This window comes from Agrobacterium sp. MA01 (assembly GCF_009650195.1).
Lineage (GTDB): Bacteria > Pseudomonadota > Alphaproteobacteria > Rhizobiales > Rhizobiaceae > Allorhizobium.
This window is the reverse complement of the sequence record NZ_CP045854.1, coordinates 3184112-3201452: the sequence shown is the minus strand read 5'-3', so window position 1 is coordinate 3201452 and position 17341 is coordinate 3184112. Positions and strand designations below refer to the sequence as shown.

12 protein-coding genes are annotated in these 17341 nt (G+C 61.1%); 7 read left to right on the top strand and 5 right to left on the bottom strand.

Annotated elements, in window-relative coordinates; genetic code table 11:
* Positions 1-11: 11 nt before the first annotated feature.
* The 5 genes from GH983_RS15470 to GH983_RS15450 all read right to left on the bottom strand — a co-directional run bounded on the left by GH983_RS15470 (position 12) and on the right by GH983_RS15450 (position 5617).
* The gene (locus GH983_RS15470; RefSeq protein ID WP_153762853.1) at positions 12-1268 is read right to left on the bottom strand and encodes an ABC transporter substrate-binding protein; all 1257 of its coding nucleotides are present in this window, start codon (positions 1266-1268) and stop codon (positions 12-14) included.
* Between the two features lie 33 nt (positions 1269-1301).
* Entirely contained in the window at positions 1302-2414 is a 1113-nt protein-coding gene (locus tag GH983_RS15465) for an ABC transporter ATP-binding protein (RefSeq protein WP_054147885.1), read from the bottom strand.
* Positions 2415-2418: 4 nt separating this feature from the next.
* A complete protein-coding gene (locus tag GH983_RS15460; protein ID WP_348625547.1) occupies positions 2419-3195 on the bottom strand; it encodes a carbohydrate ABC transporter permease in 777 nt (258 codons plus the stop codon).
* A gap of 134 nt (positions 3196-3329) precedes the next feature.
* Positions 3330-4214 (bottom strand): carbohydrate ABC transporter permease, encoded by an 885-nt coding sequence (locus tag GH983_RS15455; protein ID WP_054147887.1) that lies wholly within the window; start codon positions 4212-4214, stop codon positions 3330-3332.
* A complete protein-coding gene (locus GH983_RS15450; RefSeq protein WP_153762852.1) occupies positions 4211-5617 on the bottom strand; it encodes an alpha-galactosidase in 1407 nt (468 codons plus the stop codon). Before GH983_RS15450 ends, GH983_RS15455 begins: the two co-directional genes overlap by 4 nt.
* 166 nt (positions 5618-5783) lie before the next feature.
* Here GH983_RS15450 and GH983_RS15445 point away from each other — a divergent pair, with 166 nt between their 5' ends.
* From GH983_RS15445 to GH983_RS15415, 7 genes are all read left to right on the top strand, one after another.
* Positions 5784-6695: an AraC family transcriptional regulator gene (locus GH983_RS15445; RefSeq protein ID WP_153762851.1), complete on the top strand. Its 912-nt coding sequence runs from the start codon at positions 5784-5786 to the stop codon at positions 6693-6695.
* Between the two features lie 132 nt (positions 6696-6827).
* A complete protein-coding gene (gene kduI / locus GH983_RS15440) occupies positions 6828-7670 on the top strand; it encodes a 5-dehydro-4-deoxy-D-glucuronate isomerase (RefSeq protein ID WP_153762850.1) in 843 nt (280 codons plus the stop codon).
* Between the two features lie 267 nt (positions 7671-7937).
* The gene (locus tag GH983_RS15435) at positions 7938-10481 is read left to right on the top strand and encodes a methyl-accepting chemotaxis protein (RefSeq protein WP_054148010.1); all 2544 of its coding nucleotides are present in this window, start codon (positions 7938-7940) and stop codon (positions 10479-10481) included.
* Between the two features lie 191 nt (positions 10482-10672).
* On the top strand, positions 10673-12445 hold the full coding sequence (locus GH983_RS15430) for a sensor histidine kinase (protein WP_153763623.1): 1773 nt from the start codon (positions 10673-10675) through the stop codon (positions 12443-12445).
* Positions 12442-13785: a sigma-54 dependent transcriptional regulator gene (locus GH983_RS15425; protein ID WP_153762849.1), complete on the top strand. Its 1344-nt coding sequence runs from the start codon at positions 12442-12444 to the stop codon at positions 13783-13785. Before GH983_RS15430 ends, GH983_RS15425 begins: the two co-directional genes overlap by 4 nt.
* A gap of 239 nt (positions 13786-14024) precedes the next feature.
* Positions 14025-15002: a TAXI family TRAP transporter solute-binding subunit gene (locus GH983_RS15420; RefSeq protein ID WP_054147892.1), complete on the top strand. Its 978-nt coding sequence runs from the start codon at positions 14025-14027 to the stop codon at positions 15000-15002.
* A 99-nt stretch (positions 15003-15101) separates the two neighbouring features.
* The gene (locus tag GH983_RS15415) at positions 15102-17282 is read left to right on the top strand and encodes a TRAP transporter fused permease subunit (protein WP_153762848.1); all 2181 of its coding nucleotides are present in this window, start codon (positions 15102-15104) and stop codon (positions 17280-17282) included.
* Positions 17283-17341: the final 59 nt, after the last annotated feature.

Genomic DNA, 17341 nt, shown 5'->3' with positions numbered 1-17341 from the left:
GATCGTCCTCCTCAGATGCCGGTCAGCGCGCTGTTGATGCCGTCGATGATCTCGGCGGCGGCGTCTTCGGCCGAAGCCTGGCCATAGGCGAAGGCTTCGAAGGTGCTGTCGAAGACATCTGTCACGCGCGGATGCTCGTTGAGCGGCGAGACGCCGACGCCAGCGCCATCCAGCACGATCTTGTTGGCTTCGACCTGAACCGGCTTGATCGAGCCTGCCTTGGTCAGTTCGTCGAGCGCGATCTTGCTCGAGGGTACGCCACGGGTCGCTCCGAGGATCTTGATGGCTTCCGGATCGTTCAGCAGGCAGTTGACGATTTCGGCTGCCGCCTTCGGCTCCTTGCTGTTCTTCGAGATGGCGAAGAGCATGGAGGGCTTGCGGTAAACACCTTCGGTTGTTGCGCCTTCAACCTGAAGGAGCTTGACCGGCACGAGTTGCTGGCCGTCTTCCATCGGACCGGCGATCTTGCCGTAGGTGCTGTCCCACTGATAGGTGCCGGCGATCTTGCCGCTGGCCCAGGCCGGGTTTTCATGCAGTGGCGCATTGCCTCCGGCGGCGACGTCCTTCCAGGACTTGATGACACCCTGGTCGACCATGGTCTGGTAGAATTTCAGGCCATCGGCCAGCTCTTCTACCGTCCAGGCGACCTGGTTGGTGGCGGGATCGATCAGGTCCTTGCCGGTCTTCTGGGTGGTGCGCAGGATCACGATCAGACGGGCATCGAGGGCTGTGCCTTCGAAGGGATAGTAATCCTGGCCGAGCTTTTCCTTCATGACCGGGGCTGCGGCGAGCAGTTCGTCCCAGGTGGTGGGGATGGCAAGGCCCGCCTTGTCATAGGTGGTCTTGTTGAACATGAAGACGCGACCGGTGGTCGAGACCGGCAGGCCGTTCAGCTTGCCGTCAACGCTGCCGCTCTTCAGATCCGCCTCTGCCCATTGGCTGAGGTCTATGACGTCCTTGAACTGGTTGAGATCGACGAAACCGTCGCCGTTCTTCGAGAAGATCGGCAGCCAGGGCCAGTTGATCTGCATGATGTCGGCTTCGGTGCGACCGGCGAGCTGGGTGGTGATCTTCTCCTGGTGGCCGGTCCAGCCGGTGAATTCCGGCGAGATGGTATGGCCGAACTTGCCGCCGCAGAGCTTCAAGGCTTCCTGCGTTGCGATATGACGATCGTCGCTGCCCCACCAGGACATGCGAAGATCGGCAGCATAGGCAGTGCTCAGGCTGGTTGCCGCAAGAAGTGCGGCGGTCATGATCAAGGTTCTCATTCTGGCTCCTCCCAAGTTAGAACGATGACGGCTTCAGTCGGCGAGCGAGATGTTCTCGCCCGTCATTCGGTTGAAGATGTGCGTGGACCGGATATCCGGGCTCAGCCAGACGCGGTCGTCGCGGATGGCGGACCGGTCATATTGGCTGGAGGGCACGACGGCGATGAGACGTTCGCCGCCGATATCCACGTAGAGATAGACTTCGTGGCCCATGAACTCGACATGACTGATGCGCCCCGACAGCGTGCCCGGGGTCTCGGGTGGCGTGATGCGCAAGTGCTGCGGGCGAATGCCGATCGTCACTTCGCGTGGGGCGTCGGTGTGCAACCGCTCGCTGAGACCGTTGACGATGGAGAGTGTCTGCCCGGCCGTGACGAGTTCGCCGTTTCCAGAGAGCTCAGCCGAGATCAGGTTCATTTCCGGGCTGCCTATGAAGCCTGCGACAAAGGCGTTGGCCGGGCGATTGTAAAGGGTGACAGGATCGGCCACCTGCATGATGTGGCCGTCCTTCATGACACAGATCCGGTCGCCCATGGTCATGGCCTCGGTCTGGTCGTGAGTGACATAAATGACGGTCGCCGCCATGCCGTCGGCCTTCAACTGCTTGTGCAGATCGGTGATGCGCACGCGCATGGAGGCGCGCAGCTTGGCGTCAAGGTTGGAGAGTGGCTCGTCGAAGAGGAAGACCTGCGGCTTCTTGATTAGCGCACGCCCGACGGCGACGCGCTGGGCCTGACCGCCGGAGAGCTGCTTCGGCAGGCGGTCGAGCAGGGCGCCGATCTCCAGCGTGCCCGCCACCTTGTCAGTCGCCTCGTCGATTTCCGCCTGCGGGCGGCGCTTGAGGCGCATGGAGAAGGAGAGGTTTTTCTTCACCTTCATATGCGGATAGAGCGCGTAGTTCTGGAAGACCATGGAGATACCCCGATCGCCGGGGGCTCTGTCGTTGACAAGCTCTCCGCCGATGCGGATTTCGCCGCCTGTGATCCGTTCGAGGCCGGCGATCATGCGCAGCGTTGTCGACTTGGCGCAGCCGGAGGGGCCGACCAGGACCATGAACTCGCCGTCTTCGACTTCGAGGTTGATGCCATGCACGGCACGGAAGGCGCCATAGTCTTTTTCGAGGTTTTTCAGTTGCAACCGGGCCATGAGCTTATCCCTTGATGCCGCCGGCGGAGATGCCGTCGATGAAGTATTTCTGGGCGAGGAAGAAGACGGTGAGAGCGGGCAGAAGTGTCAGCACCGACATCGCCAGCACCCGGTTCCATTCGAAGGCCTCTGTCGTGTCGATCGAGAGCTTCAGCGCCAGGGAAACGGGGAACTTGTCGACCGAGGATATGTAGATCAGCGGTCCCAGAAAATCGTTCATCGTCCACATGAACTGGAAGAGGCAGACCGAAATCAGGGCCGGCATCAGCAGCGGAATGACGATGAAGACCAGCACCTGCCAGGTATTGGCGCCGTCGACGCGCGCTGCTTCCTCCATGTCACGAGGAATGGCGCGCAGGAACTGCACCAGCATGAAGACGAAGAAGGCGTCGCCGGCGAAGGCGGAGGGGACCCAGAGCGGCAGATAGGTATCCAGCCAGCCGAGATCGCGGAACAGCAGGTACTGCGGAATGCGGGTGACGACATTCGGCAGGAGCAGCGTCGCGATCAGGGTTGCGAAGAGCAGCTTCTTGAACGGAAAATCGAAGCGGGCGAAGCCATACGCGACAGCGGTGCAGGATATCGCCGTGCCGATGATCTTCGGCAGCACGATCCAGAGCGTGTTCAGGAAGAAGGTACCGAAGGTGTAGGGCGTCGAGGTCTGCCAGCCCCTGATATAGCCATCCGCCGTCGGGTTGTCCGGCCAGAAACCCGGGTTGGCGAAAATCTCCGAATTGGTCTTGAACGAAGCGCCGATCAGCCAGACCAGCGGATAGAGCATGATGAGGCCGACCAGTGTCAAAAGGGCATAACGGAACACGGTAGTCAGCTTCTGTCGGCGCAGATCGCGACGATTGATTTTGTCGACTTCGTCGATGTCTGCGGTCACGTGGGGGAGGGCGTGGTCTGTCATGATCAGCTCCGCTTGTCGCCGGCGTAGTAGACCCAGTGGCGCGAGGACCAGAAGGCAATAAGGGTGAGCGCCATGATGATGAGGAAGAGCACCCAGGCGATGGCCGAGGCATAGCCCATGTCGAAGCGCAGGAAGGCCTCGTCATAAATGTAGATCGGCAGGAAATAGGTGGCTTTCAGCGGGCCGCCCTGTGTGATGATGTAGGGGCCGTTGAACTCCTGGAAGGCCTGGACCATCTGCATGATCAGGTTGAAGAATATGACAGGCGTGATCAGCGGCAGGGTGATGTAGACGAAGCTCTTCCACTTGCCGGCACCGTCGATCGCGGCGGCCTCGTAAAGGCTCTTGTCGATGCTTTGGAGTGCGGCGAGGAAGATCACCATGGCCGAGCCGAACTGCCATACGCGCAGCAGGGTGATCGTGAACATGGCATTGGTCGGGTCGCCGAACCAGTTGATCGGTTCGATGCCGATTGTTGCGAGACCCATGTTGATCAGGCCGACATCGGCGAACATGTAGCGCCATAGAACGGCAATGGCGATCGAGCCACCAAGGATCGAGGGCACGTAGAAGGCCGTGCGGTAGAGATTGATGAACTTCAGCTTGTAATTCAGGATCACCGCAATGAAGAGTGCAAAACACAGCTCCAGCGGCACCGTGACAAAGACATAGAACAGGGTGACGCTGAGCGACTTGATGAAGGTACGATCGCTCGTGAAGAGCCTGATGTAGTTGTCCAGGCCGGTAAAGATCGGCGCGCTCATCAGATTGTAGTCGGTGAAGCTCAGATAGAGCGAGATGACGAAGGGCAGCGCCGTGAAGATCAGCAACCCGATGATGTAGGGCGCCAGATAGAAGAGCCCGAGATAACGGCTGTCTCCGCTCATGCTGCACCTCCGGCTCTCGCCAATGTTTGAGGCAGACGATGCTGGGTGGCCGTCACCATCTCGCGGAAGAGGCGGGTAGCCTTGTCCTGGGGCAGGGCGGCGACGAGCGGATCCGAGACAAAGAGCGGCAAGAGCGCGTCGACATCGTCAGCCAGTACCGCCTCGACAAGCGCGGTTTGCCGGTCGGCATGGGGGCGGGCGAGCAGCTCGAGTGCCTGCGGCAATCGTCCGGCAACGATGGGCTGGATGCCGAGTGCACTGAAGCGGGCGTTTGTTTCGACGATCGTGCCCTCTGCAAAGCCGGCGAGTTGCCCCCGGTTCGGCAGGTTGACGTTGCTCACATGCTCGGGGCCGCCCATCAGAGCCTTGATCTGCTCGACGATGGCTTCATCCGAGGCGCGGACTGGCGGCAGGTCGGCGCCCTTGTCCAGAGCATCGGCATAATCGACCTTTTCCTTTCGCTCGCGCATGCGGAACTCCACCGGGGTCAGGCCGAATTTCCATGCGGCGTGATCATCGAGATACCACGACTGGGGCAGGAACTCGACGAGATGGCGGTCGCCGGCAGCTGCCGCTATGCCGAAGCGAAGCGAGAGATCGAACTTCACGAGGAAGCTGTCGGTGAAGTAGCGATCGTGTTCGTTTGCAGGATCGAGCGGCGACTCCCGCCAGCCGGTCGCATGATGCTCTCTCGCGAAATCGAGATAGGCCGGCATCATGTCGATACCGCCAACAGCGGCCCGATCAACGAAGGTGAAGTGGTTGATGCCGAGCACGTTCACCTTGGCATCGCGGTAGCCGTAGAGCACTTCGCCTGCCTGGCGGTTGGCGAGGTAAGCCATGATCTTGCGGGTCTTGATGACCTCGTGGCAGGACCCCCAGGCACGGATCTCCGGAAAGACCGCGTAGAGCGTACCCGTTAACACGGACATCGGGTTGGTCAGGTTGCAGACATAGGCTTCAGGGCAATGGCGGGCGATGGCGCGGCCGATTTCGGCGATCATCGGGATCGCCCGCATGGCGCGGATGAAGCCGCCGGGGCCGACGGTGTCCCCGACCGACTGGTGGATGCCATAGCGCTCGGGGATCGCAATGTCGTTCGCCATGTCCTCGAAGGAGCCCGGCAGGATCGAGATGATGACGATGTCTGCACCGGTGAGGGCGGCTTCAAGCGTGCGTTCTGCCGTATAGGTGACGGGCGCCCCGGCCTCGCTGCGGGCGGCATAGCGGGTGCCGATACGGGCGTTGCGCTCGGCGGCCGCATGGTCGAGGTCATAGAGCCGGACTGTCGCCGGCACCGTTCCATCCTGGGCGAGGTCGCCCATCAGTTTCGTCGCCCAGTTGAGCGAGCCGCCGCCGATATAGGCGATGGTGACGGGGCGCGTGTATTCCGTTTTCTGCATCGCAATATGCAGGGTGGACGATGCGTCGACCGGCTACCTCCGTGGCCCGTCTCGCCGTCTACCCTCCTCCTCCTGATATCCTCCCCGGTCTTCCCAAGTCGACCGGTCCTGTGTCTAATATCTCTTTAGACGTCTCGTGCGGAAATCGACAAATAGGGGAAAAATGATGGACGAAACTGAAGGTAGTGTTCTCAGCGGCATTCCGATGCAGGCGCTGGCGCTCAACCTGACACGTTCGACCATACGCATGCAGCATTCGCAGACCTGGTCGATCGACAAATCGAACCGGGTGCATGATCTCGTGATCTGTCTGAGCGGTCGCGGGATCTATGAAGTCGAGGGGAAGACGGTGGAGATGGAGCCGGGTTCGGCGATGCTTTTGCCGGCCGATACGCGGTTCGTCGGGCGGTCGGCTTCGGTTGAGCCCTATACCGGGGTTGCGCAGCATTTCACGGTGGATCTCTTCGGTCGCCTCGACCTCATCGCCCAGATGGATCTCGCCTTGTCGGTGAAGCTCGCGCGTTGGGACATGCTGGAAAAAGTGGTCCGGCACTTTCGCGAGACGGCGCCGCCCTATTCGACGAGCCTGCAGCAGCAGCATGTCTTCATGTTCCTGCTGATCGAATATATCGAACAGGCCTTCATCGGTTGGCGTGAGCAGTCGGTCGGGACGGTCGCCAATCCCGACCAGCTGTCGCTGGCGATCATGGTTGCCGCCAGCCAGATTGCCGCCGATCCGCTGAACGAGGCGATCACCGTCCAGGTTCTTGCGGCAGCACCCTACAATCCGGATTACTTCAAGCGCGAATTCCGTAAGCGCGTCGGCTGGACCATGGACAAGTTCCAGGAGTTCAAGCGCATGGAGCGCGCCATGGGGTTGCTAGCCGGTGGATGCACGGTGAAGCGGGCGGCCGCTCTCTCCGGCTATGCGGACGCCTATTACTTCTCCCGCATGTTCAAGCGCTATATCGGGATCAGTCCGCAGGGATACCGGGACGCCGAACGGCGCAACCGGGAGGGCGCCTTTCCCAGGGGCGAAGAGGATGGCCAGGTGGCCTATCCGTTGCCGCGTGGCTGACAACCTGTCTTATGACTTTCTCATGGCGCACACACAGTCCGCTGTCGCGTGTCGCCAGATGAACGATTTTCTCCCTTGCCGCGCGATGCACAACATGTATGATAACTTCACATAACATGTATGGGAGGAATGATGTCGCACACCGATTTTACCAATCGCTTCGCCATCGATCCGTTGACCGCTGCCGGTTTCGGCACGGATGAATTGCGTTCGAATTTTTTGCTGCCGCCGCTCTTCGTGCCGGGCCGCATCCAGCTTCACTATACGAACTACGATCGCATGATCGTCGGTGGGGCCGTGCCGCTCGCCTTGGAACTGCCGCTCGAAACGATCAAGCCGGCTGGTACGCCGGAGCTTCTCGCGCGTCGTGAGATGATTGCGGTCAATATCGGCGGGGCAGGCGTCGTGACGGTTGACGGAGAACGGTTCGAAGCCGGCACCCGGGACATGGTGTATGCCGGTATGGGGTCGTCGGTCAGTTTCGCCTCCATCTCGGCTGATGAGCCAGCAAAGTTCTACCTGCTCAGTGCTCCGGCACATACCCGCCATCCGGCCCGCCACATCGGTATCGGTGACGCCAAGCGGCTCGATCTCGGCGCTCAGGAAACCAGCAACGAGCGCTCGATCTTCCAGTTCGTTCATCCCGACGGCGTGAAGACCTGCCAGTTGGTGGTCGGGATGACGAGTCTGGCCAAGGGATCGGTCTGGAACACCATGCCCTGCCACATCCATGACCGGCGTATGGAGGTCTATCTCTATTTCGACATGGCGGAGAAGACCCGTGTCTTCCATCTGTTCGGCGAACCGGACGAGACGCGGCATATCATCATGAAGAACGAAGAGGCTGTCCTTTCCCCCGGCTGGTCGATCCATTCCGGGGCCGGCACGGCGAATTATTCGTTCATCTGGGCCATGGCCGGCGACAATGTCGACTATACCGATGTCGATGCGGTCGCCATCGAGGATATGCGCTGACATCCTCCTCTTATGGTCGGGAGACAGGCTTAAGTTGGGGCATGCGGGATCGTCCATCTCGTGTGCCCCTCATTGTGTGCGCAATCTCTATTTTTGGTTGTGGTCTGGCGGGTCGTTCGGATCGGTCTCCAGCACTGCCCATGCGCCAATTTGAGCGGTCTTATTAAACTCATATTAGTCTTCCTTGCCCATGCTCCGTGCGATTCAGACATGGACTTCGACGACAGCACACTTTGCTCGTCGCCGATGTCGGAGGAGACCAAGACCGTGTTCATTGACCGTATATTGTCGCGCTTTAACATCCAGACGAAGGTGCTGATTTTCATTCTGCCTTTCGTCATCAGCATTTCCGCCGTCGGCTTTACCGGGCTCTATGCATCGGGACTGCTGCAGGGCCGCATCGAAATCTCGAACAGCGTACTCCAGTCCTTAAGCGGTTTCCGCGACGTCTCCGCCTCCATGAGCAGCTTTCTCGCCAATACGACCGAAGAGGCCAAGGCTGATCTGACTGGTCGCCTCGAGCAGCAGCGACGTGATCTGGACAGCACGCTTGCGCAGCTTGCTCCCGACGCCGATGGTCGTGGTGAACTCGAAGAGGCCGGCAAGCTGATCGATCAGGTCTTTGTCCATATCGACGATCTCTGGAGGCTCCATGCGTCCGAGACCGCCCTTGTCGAGACCCTGCAGAAGGGTGGCAAACAGGTCGTCGTCGCTCAGGGACGCGTCACGGCCGCCATGGCCACCATGGAGCGCGCTGTGCAGGCGGATGATGCATCGGCCAAGACCATGCTGCGAGACGCCGAAAGCATCCGCAGCACCGGTACCTTTCTGACGGAAACCAATTCCGCATTCACCAAGGCCAAGACGCCGGATGAGAAATTCGCCGTTATTGGGGAGCGTATCGACGAAATTATTGCCCGCCAGCAGGTGCTGGTGGAGGTGCTGCCGAAGGCGAACCTGTCGGCCGCCAAGACGCTGGAAAAGATCGGCGGTGACCTGAAGGCAGCGCTTGCCACCAATGACAAGTCCGAGGATGCTCTCAAGAGAATGGCCGGTCAGCTGCGCAATTTCACGCAGCTCAACGCCTATCTCGGCCTCGCAGCACAGCAGAAGATGAAGGAAGCGACGATCAAGTTTGGCGAACTCGATGCGCCGCTTGCCAAGGCCCAGGCCGTCATCGAAGACGGGCGACAGGTCATGGCCGCCGGCTACGCCGTGCAGATCATGATGGCCCGTTTCCTGCTGGAGCCGACCGAGCAGAACCGCATGCTGCTGGAGCAGCAGTTCAACGCGGTGAAGAAGTTCCTTGGCGCACTGGACAAGACCGCTGCGGATCAGCCGATCCTGATGCAGGTGAAGAAGGATCTCGGCCCTGCTGTCGATACGATGATTGGCGCGAGTGCTGAACTCGTAAAGGTAAGCCAGGAACGGAAGGCAAGCTTCGAAGAGGCGGCCGCTGACCTCAACATCATCTGGCAGCAACTCACGACCTTCGCCGAAATGCAGAAGGTTTCGGCTGGGCAGGAACGTCAGGAAGCCAACTCGATTTCCATCAGCGCAACGGCACTCGGCATCCTGATCTCCATCTTCGCCGGCATCGGCCTTGTGATGACCTTCAAGGGGCCGATCGGCCAGATCACTGGCGCCATGCGTCGCCTGGCCGAAGGTGTTCTCGATACGAAGATCAACGGCGAAGCCCGTGTTGACGAGATCGGCGAGATGGCCCGTGCGCTCGGCGTCTTCAAGCAGAACGCACTCTCGAAGATCGAAATCGAGAGCCGCAGCGAAGCCGAGCGCGCTCAGGCGGAGGACGAGCGTCGTCGCAACGATCTCGAAAAGCAGGAGATCGATCGCCAGATCGACTTCGCCGTCAATGCGCTGGCCACCGGTCTCGGCCGTCTCGCCAAGGGCGACATCTCCGAAACCATCGACACGCCGTTCCACGGCCGTCTCGAGCAGTTGCGCAACGATTTCAACCAGTCGCTCGAGCACCTGCAGGATACGATGACGCAGATCCGCTCGAATACCTACATGATCCAGCGCAACGCCGCCGAGATGAGCAGTGCAGCCGACCAACTCGCCAAGCGCACCGAGCAGCAGGCGGCCTCGCTCGAGGAAACGGCCGCTGCCGTCGACGAGATCACGGTGACCGTCAAGTCGTCTGCGGAGCGGGCCGAGGAAGTGAACAACATCGTCGCTGATACCAAGGGCCGCGCGGACACTTCGTCGACGGTTGTCGGAAACGCCATCGACGCCATGGGCCGCATCGAGGATGCCTCGGGCCAGATCGTCCAGATCATCGACGTGATCGACGAGATCGCCTTCCAGACCAACCTGCTGGCGCTCAATGCCGGCATTGAAGCAGCGCGTGCGGGCGAAGCCGGCAAGGGCTTTGCGGTCGTCGCCCAGGAAGTGCGCGAGCTCGCACAGCGATCGGCGGGGGCTGCCCAGCAGATCAAGGACCTGATCCACAAGTCGAGCACGGAAGTCTCTTCCGGCGCCAAGCTGGTCCAGCAGACGGGTTCTGTGCTCGCCGAGATCTCGGCCAACATCATCACCGTCGCCGACCGCGTCTCGGTTATCGCCATGGCCAGCCGCGACCAGTCGAATGCGCTGGCCGAGGTCAACTCTTCCGTCAACGAGATGGACCAGATGACCCAGCGCAATGCCGCGATGGTGGAGGAAACCAATGCCGCGACCCGTCAACTAGCCGACGAGGCGGATGCGCTGATGCAGCTTGTCAACCAGTTCAAGCTGGCTCCCGAAGGCCGCCGTCAGCAGGCCACGCACACGCAGCATCGCGCCGCCTGATTGCCGTCGATCGCTGCAAGATCATGAGCCGCCGTTCCCTGTGGGTCGGCGGCTTTTTTGCGAGCAGACAGTCGCGCGTGCAAGCCGGCTTGGAAAGCTGCAGCCGGGCAGTTATCCTCGGGACGATGAGGAGCGCGCATTTGACGATCGGAATGGTACCACCCGCACGGCGATTGGCTGTGGCCCGGCGCATGATCATTGCGCTTGTCCTCGTACTGCTTGCCGCGAGCCTGGCGCTGATGACTGTCGGCAATCGGTTGATGACGCGCAAGGTCATGGACGAAGCGTCGCTGCAGGCCAACAGTGCGCTGCGCCTGGCGACTTCGGCGCTATCGGGCCATCTCAGCCGCTATGAGACCCTGCCAGCGTTGATCGCCGACCATGACGACATGAAGGAGCTTGTGCTGGACCCGGGCAATCCGGCCCTTCGCGATGCGACCAATCGCTATCTCAAGGAGATCAACACGCTGCTCGAATCCTCCGATATCTATGTGATGACGATGGATGGAAACACGATCGCGGCCAGCAATTTTGACGGTGAGGCGAGCTTCGTCGGCGAGAATTTCAGTTATCGCCCCTATTTTTTCGAAGCGGCTGCGGGCAAGCAGGCGCGCTTCTACGCTCTTGGCACGACATCGGCCAAACGCGGCTACTATTTCTCCTCGCCGATCGAAGTGAATGGCGCAGTTCGCGGCGTCATCGCCTTCAAGGTCGACATCGAAGATATCGAAACGTCCTGGCGCGGCGGTGAATACAAGATCCTGGTGCATGATCCCGAGGGGATCATCTTCATGACCGGCAATCCGGAATGGCTTTATGCCTCGGTGCTGCCGCTGACACCTGAACGGCTCGAACGCACCTCGGCCTCGCGACGGTATTCGGACGCCGTCCTGCGGGACCTGCCGATCAAGCGTGGCGCACTCGACGATCATGTGTTGATGACCATCAACCAGAGCGATGGAAATCGCGAATATCTCGTCCTGCAACACTATATGCCGGATGCCGACTGGACCGTGAAAGTGCTTTTCGACACCGGCACGATCCACGCTCAGGCGCGAACCATGCTGGTCGCAATCCTGCTGTTTCTCTGCCTCTTCGTTCTTGGGCTCGCCGTTGTCATCCAGCGTCGCGCCCGGCTGCAGGAGCGGATGCACATGCAGATCGAGGCGCAGGCCGAACTGGAGCGGCGGGTCGAGGAGCGGACGGCCGATCTCGCGCGTGTCAACCTGCAATTGCGCCAGACCCAGGCGGATCTCATCCAGGCTGGCAAGCTCGCCGGTCTCGGCCAGATGTCGGCGGCTCTGTCGCATGAGTTCAACCAGCCGCTCGCCGCCGCCAAGACCTATGCCGACAGCGCAACGATGCTGATCGATCGCAACAGGATATCAGAAGCACGCGACAATCTCGGGCGCATCTCCAGCCTGATCGACCGCATGGCCTCGATCTCGCGCCACCTCCGCAACTTCGCCCGCAAGCCGAACGAAAAGCTTGGCCCGATCTCTATCGAAGAGGTGGTCCGCGAGACGCTTGAAATCGTCTCGGCCCGCCTCGGAACCGCCGATGCCAGCCTGTCTCTCAGTTTCGAGCCCGGTCTGCCGGCCGTTCAGGGTGGCCCCGTGCGTCTGCAGCAGGTTCTGGTCAACATCCTCACCAATGCCTGCGATGCCGTGGAGGGGTTGGAGGACCGCAAGATCGAGCTTTCGGCGCGGAGCACACAGGGACGCGTGGTGATCGAGATCGCAGACCGCGGCCCGGGCGTCCCGCCGGCGATCGTCGAGCGCATCTTTGATCCCTTCTTCACCACCAAGGGCGTGGGTAAGGGGCTTGGTCTCGGTCTTTCCATTTCGTACAATATCATCAAGGATTTCGGCGGTAGCCTGACAGTCGGCAAACGGGAAGGCGGCGGCGCGTTGTTTCGGATCGAACTCCTCCAAGCGGAAGCATTGAACGAGGCAGCGGAATGAATTCAGGACAGGTCTTGCTCGTCGATGACGAGGAGGAGCTGCGCTTCTCCACCAGTCAGGCGCTCGAACTGCACGGCCTGCAGGTCAAGGCCTTCGCCTCCGGAGAGGAAATCCTCTCGCGGGTCGGCTTCGGTTTCGATGGCGTGGTCGTGAGTGACATCCGCATGCCGGGCATGGACGGGATGACGCTTCTCCACCGCATCCGCGAACTCGATCACGAGATCCCCGTCATTCTCGTGACCGGACATGGCGAGGTGCAGCTTGCCGTCAAGGCGATGCGTGAAGGCGCTTATGACTTCATCGAGAAGCCGTTTGCCAGCCAGGCGCTCGCCGGTGTCGTGCGACATGCACTCGACCGCCGGTCGCTGGTGCTTGAGAACCGGCGCCTGAGGGCGGTCGCGGGCAAGCGCGACGATATCGAGACGCGGCTTCCGGGGCGCACGCCCGTCATGGTCGACCTGCGCTACCGTGTCCGCGCCATCGGCGCCACCGAGGCGGATGCACTGATCATTGGCGAGACGGGTGCTGGCAAGGAGGTTGTGGCACGCAGCCTGCACGATGTCAGTGCGCGGTCAAAAGGACCCTTCATTGCGATCAACTGCGCCTCGCTGCCGGAGACGCTTATCGAGAGCGAGCTCTTCGGCCATGAGGCGGGAGCCTTTCCAGGCGCGATCCGTGCGCGCTACGGCAAGTTCGAGCATGGTCGCGGCGGGACGATCCTGCTCGACGAAATCGGCTCCATGCCCTTCGACCTGCAGGCGAAGTTCCTGCGTGTCCTGCAGGAGCGGACCATCACGCGGCTCGGGTCCAACGAGACCGTGCCGCTCGACGTCCGCTTCCTGGCCACCAGCAAGGTCGATCTCGAAAGCGAGGTGGCTGCCGGGCGATTTCGCGCCGATCTCTTCTACCGGCTGAACGTCGCGACGCTCAGGGTGCCGTCGCTTTCGCAGCGACGGGCAGATATTCCGCTCCTTTTCCTGCATCTGGTGCGCGAAGCATCCGCGCGGTACGGTCGCGATGACATGGAGGTCGAGCCGGAGATCCTGTCCGAAATCGCCGAGCGCGACTGGCCGGGCAATGTGCGCGAGCTGAGGAATGCTGCCGATCGTCTCGTGCTCGGCATTGAAACTGGGCTCGACGTCGCGACCGATCCTGATGCCGCGGCCACACGTCTTGCCGAGAAGGTGGCAGCCTATGAAAAGCAATTGATCGCCAGCGCGATTGCAGCCCATGGGGGTGCGTTGAAGCCTGTCTATGAACAGCTCGGCATCTCGCGAAAGACGCTCTACGAGAAGATGCAGAAACACGGGTTGGACAAGAATCTGGCTATCGACGGCTGAGGCTGAGGCCAAGATCGGTTCGGTTCCCGTCTGTGGGGACAATCAATGGGTGGCTTTCCACCCATGGACTCTTCGAAATGTTACGATTTCCCCCCATGGGCGGCGTGAAAAGCGTCGGGCGCGGGTGAGGGGCGACCACGCCACGTTGCCTCCGGCTTAAGCCGGCGCTTAGCTCGCGGAAGGTCCGGCCCAGAGGAGGCGTCGGACTCTGTCACGTCATAACATGTAGGGAGGACTTCATGAAAAAGTTCATGATCGCTATGGCTGGGGCCATGGCACTGACGTTTGCTGCATCCGCGTCGGCTCAGGACAAGGCCGATTGGCCAGGTAGCATGACTATTGGCACCGCCAGCCAGGGCGGCACCTACTTCATTTACGGCACGGGTCTTGCCGGCCTGATCACGGAAAAGCTGGGTGTGAACGCATCCGCTGAAGTCACCGGCGGTCCTGTGCAGAATGCAACGCTTATCGAGACCGGCGACCACCTGATGGGTCTCGTGACCATGGGCCCGGCTTATGAAGCCTGGACCGGCAACAGCGAGCTCGCACCGGGCGTCGAACACAAGAACCTGCGCGCCCTGTTCCCGATGTACCAGACCCCGTTCCAGGTCGTTGCACTGAAGTCGTCGGGCATCACCTCCGTGGCTGACCTCGATGGCAAGCGCGTGTCGGTCGGCCCTGCCGGCGGCACTGCCGCGACCTACTGGCCGCGTTACTTCGAAAGCGTTGGCGTGAAGCCGGTCATCTCGTTCTCGGGTGCAAACGATGCGACGAGCCAGGTCAAGGATGGTTTGATCGACGCCTTCGCCTTTGCCGCTGGCGTTCCGATTTCGGCCTTCGCGCAGATCGCGGCTGAAAACGATGTCAACATCTTCGGCTTCAATGCAGACGAGCAGAAGAAGATCCTCGACGCCATGCCGGAACTGGCAGCCTTCGAGGTGCCCGGCGGTCTCTACCAGGGCTTCCCCGATCCGCAGAGCACCGTCAGCCTCTGGAACTTCGCGGTCGCCAATGCCGAAATGCCTGAGACGCTCGCTTACGAGATCACCAAGCTGGTGATGGAAAACAACGAACGCATGGTGCAGATCCATGCCACGGCCTCCGAGACCATTTCCGCGAACATCGAGAAGAACACCTTCTTGCCGTTCCACCCGGGTTCGGTGCGCTACTTCGAAGAAAAAGGCATCACCATTCCCGATGCTCTGAAGGGCCAGTAAAGCCCGGAACCTGCGCCTCGCAGTGCAGGCAATTGGCGGCAGCTCTGGCTGCCGCCGTCCTTCGTGCAAGATCCGGCTTCCTTATCGGGACACATAACCATGACACAAGCTGACAACATCTCAGCGCAGCAAGCCGCTGGGCCCATCGTGGCTCAAAACGTCGATGACGAGCCGGTTGCGAGCAACCAGCGGCTTCATGCAAACTGGACTAACAAGGCGATCATCGTCCTCTGCATCGCTTATACCGCCTTCCATATCGGGGTGATGAACCTCTATCCGCTCGAAACCTGGACCTATCGCCTGATCCATGTCTGCGGCGGACTGCTTCTGGGCTTCCTGATCTACTCGGCCGTGCAATTGCCGGTCACTGTGCCGGACCGGGTGCGGCGCAATCCAATCGAATGGCTGCTTCTTCTGGTGGGTGTCGGTGGCATCGGCTACGGCTTTGCCATGATCGCCTATGCCTGGGGCGCCTACTGGGTTGCCGGCACTGCACGCCCTCCTGCCTTCGTCTTCTCAACCTATGGTCTGCCGCTCATCGCCGGCACTGCGGCCGCCCTCCTGGCTGCCTGGTTCTTCCCCAGCCGTGACCGTACCCGCGTCGACTGGGCTGACTACGCGCTCGGCATCGCCTCGATCGCGGTGCTTGGTTATATCCTGTTCAACGTCGGGCCGCTTCGTCTGAGGGCCGGGACTGCGATGGCCCAGCCGGCGGACTTCTATGCTGCCCTCGTTGGCGTCATTCTTATCCTTGAGGTGACGCGGCGTGTCGCGGGCCTCGCCCTGGTGGTGATCGCCTCGATCTTCATCCTGTATTCGTTTGCCGGTCCTTACCTGCCTGGCTTCCTGAACCATCGCGGTTACGATGCCAGCCGCTTCTTCACCTATATTTTCACCGACCAGGGCATCTTGAGCGATCCTGTCGCGGTGTCTTCGACCTACATCATCCTGTTCATCACCTTCGCGGCCTTCCTGCAGGCCTCGAAGGTCGGCGACTATTTCGTCAACTTTGCATTTGCGGCAGCGGGTCGTGCGCGCGGCGGTCCCGCCAAGGTCGCCGTCCTCGCCTCGGGTCTGATGGGGATGATCAACGGCACCTCGGCCGGCAACGTTGTCTCGACGGGCTCGCTGACCATTCCGTTGATGAAGAAGGTCGGCTATCCGCCCAAGACTGCTGCGGCAGTCGAGGCGGCTGCGTCGTCCGGCGGCCAGATCATGCCGCCGATCATGGGGGCCGGTGCCTTCATCATGGCGGAAGTCACGGGCATTCCCTATACGGACATCGTGATTGCCGCGATCATTCCGTCGGTGCTCTACTTCGCATCCGTCTACTTCATGGTCGATCTGCAGGCGACGAAACTCGGCATGAAGGGTCTTCCGAAGGAAGAACTGCCGGTCTTCAAAGAGCTGCTGAAGCAGGCTTACCTGTTCATCCCGATCATCATGCTGATCTACACCCTGTTTGCCGGTTATTCGGTCATCCGCGCCGGCACGGTGTCGATGATGGCCGCGGCCGTGGTCAGCTGGTTGACGCCGCACCGGATGGGACCGAGGTTGCTGGCGAAGGCATTCGACATCGCAGCACGCATGTCGGTCCAGCTTGTCGCCGTCTGCGCGTGTGCGGGCATCATCGTCGGCGTCATCGCACTGACGGGCGTGGGAGCTCGCTTCTCCAGCCTGCTCTTGGGTATTGCCGAGCAGAACCAGCTGCTGGCGCTGTTCTTCGCAATGTGCATTTCCATCGTGCTGGGCATGGGCATGCCGACGACTGCTGCCTATGCCGTTGCTGCAGCCGTGGTGGCACCCGGCCTCGTCAATCTCGGCATTCCGGTCCTCACCGCGCACTTCTTCGTCTTCTACTTTGCGGTGATGTCGGCGATCACGCCACCGGTGGCGCTCGCTGCCTATGCAGGGGCGGCGCTCGCGGGATCCGATCCAATGAAGACCTCCGTCGAGAGCTTCAAGATCGGCCTGGCGGCCTTCGTGGTGCCGTTCATGTTCTTCTATTCCCAGGCCATGCTGATGCAAGGTACCTGGCTGGAAGTCCTGCATGTGTTCGTGTCGGCAAGCCTTGGTATCTACATGCTGGCGGCTGCGGTCCAGGGATGGTTCTTCGGTGCACTCGGGGTGCCGCTGCGACTGCTCCTGCTCGTCGGGGCCCTCAGCATGATCAGTGGAGGACTGATCTCCGATGTCATCGGACTGGTGGTCGGGGGCTCGCTCTTTGCTTACCAGCGTCGCTTCGTCACCACGGGCGCCATCGCTCGCGGGGCGGACTGAGCGTTCAGCCAGAAACACCGATTAGAGTTAATGAGGGCGGCGCCGACAAGGCGCCGCCC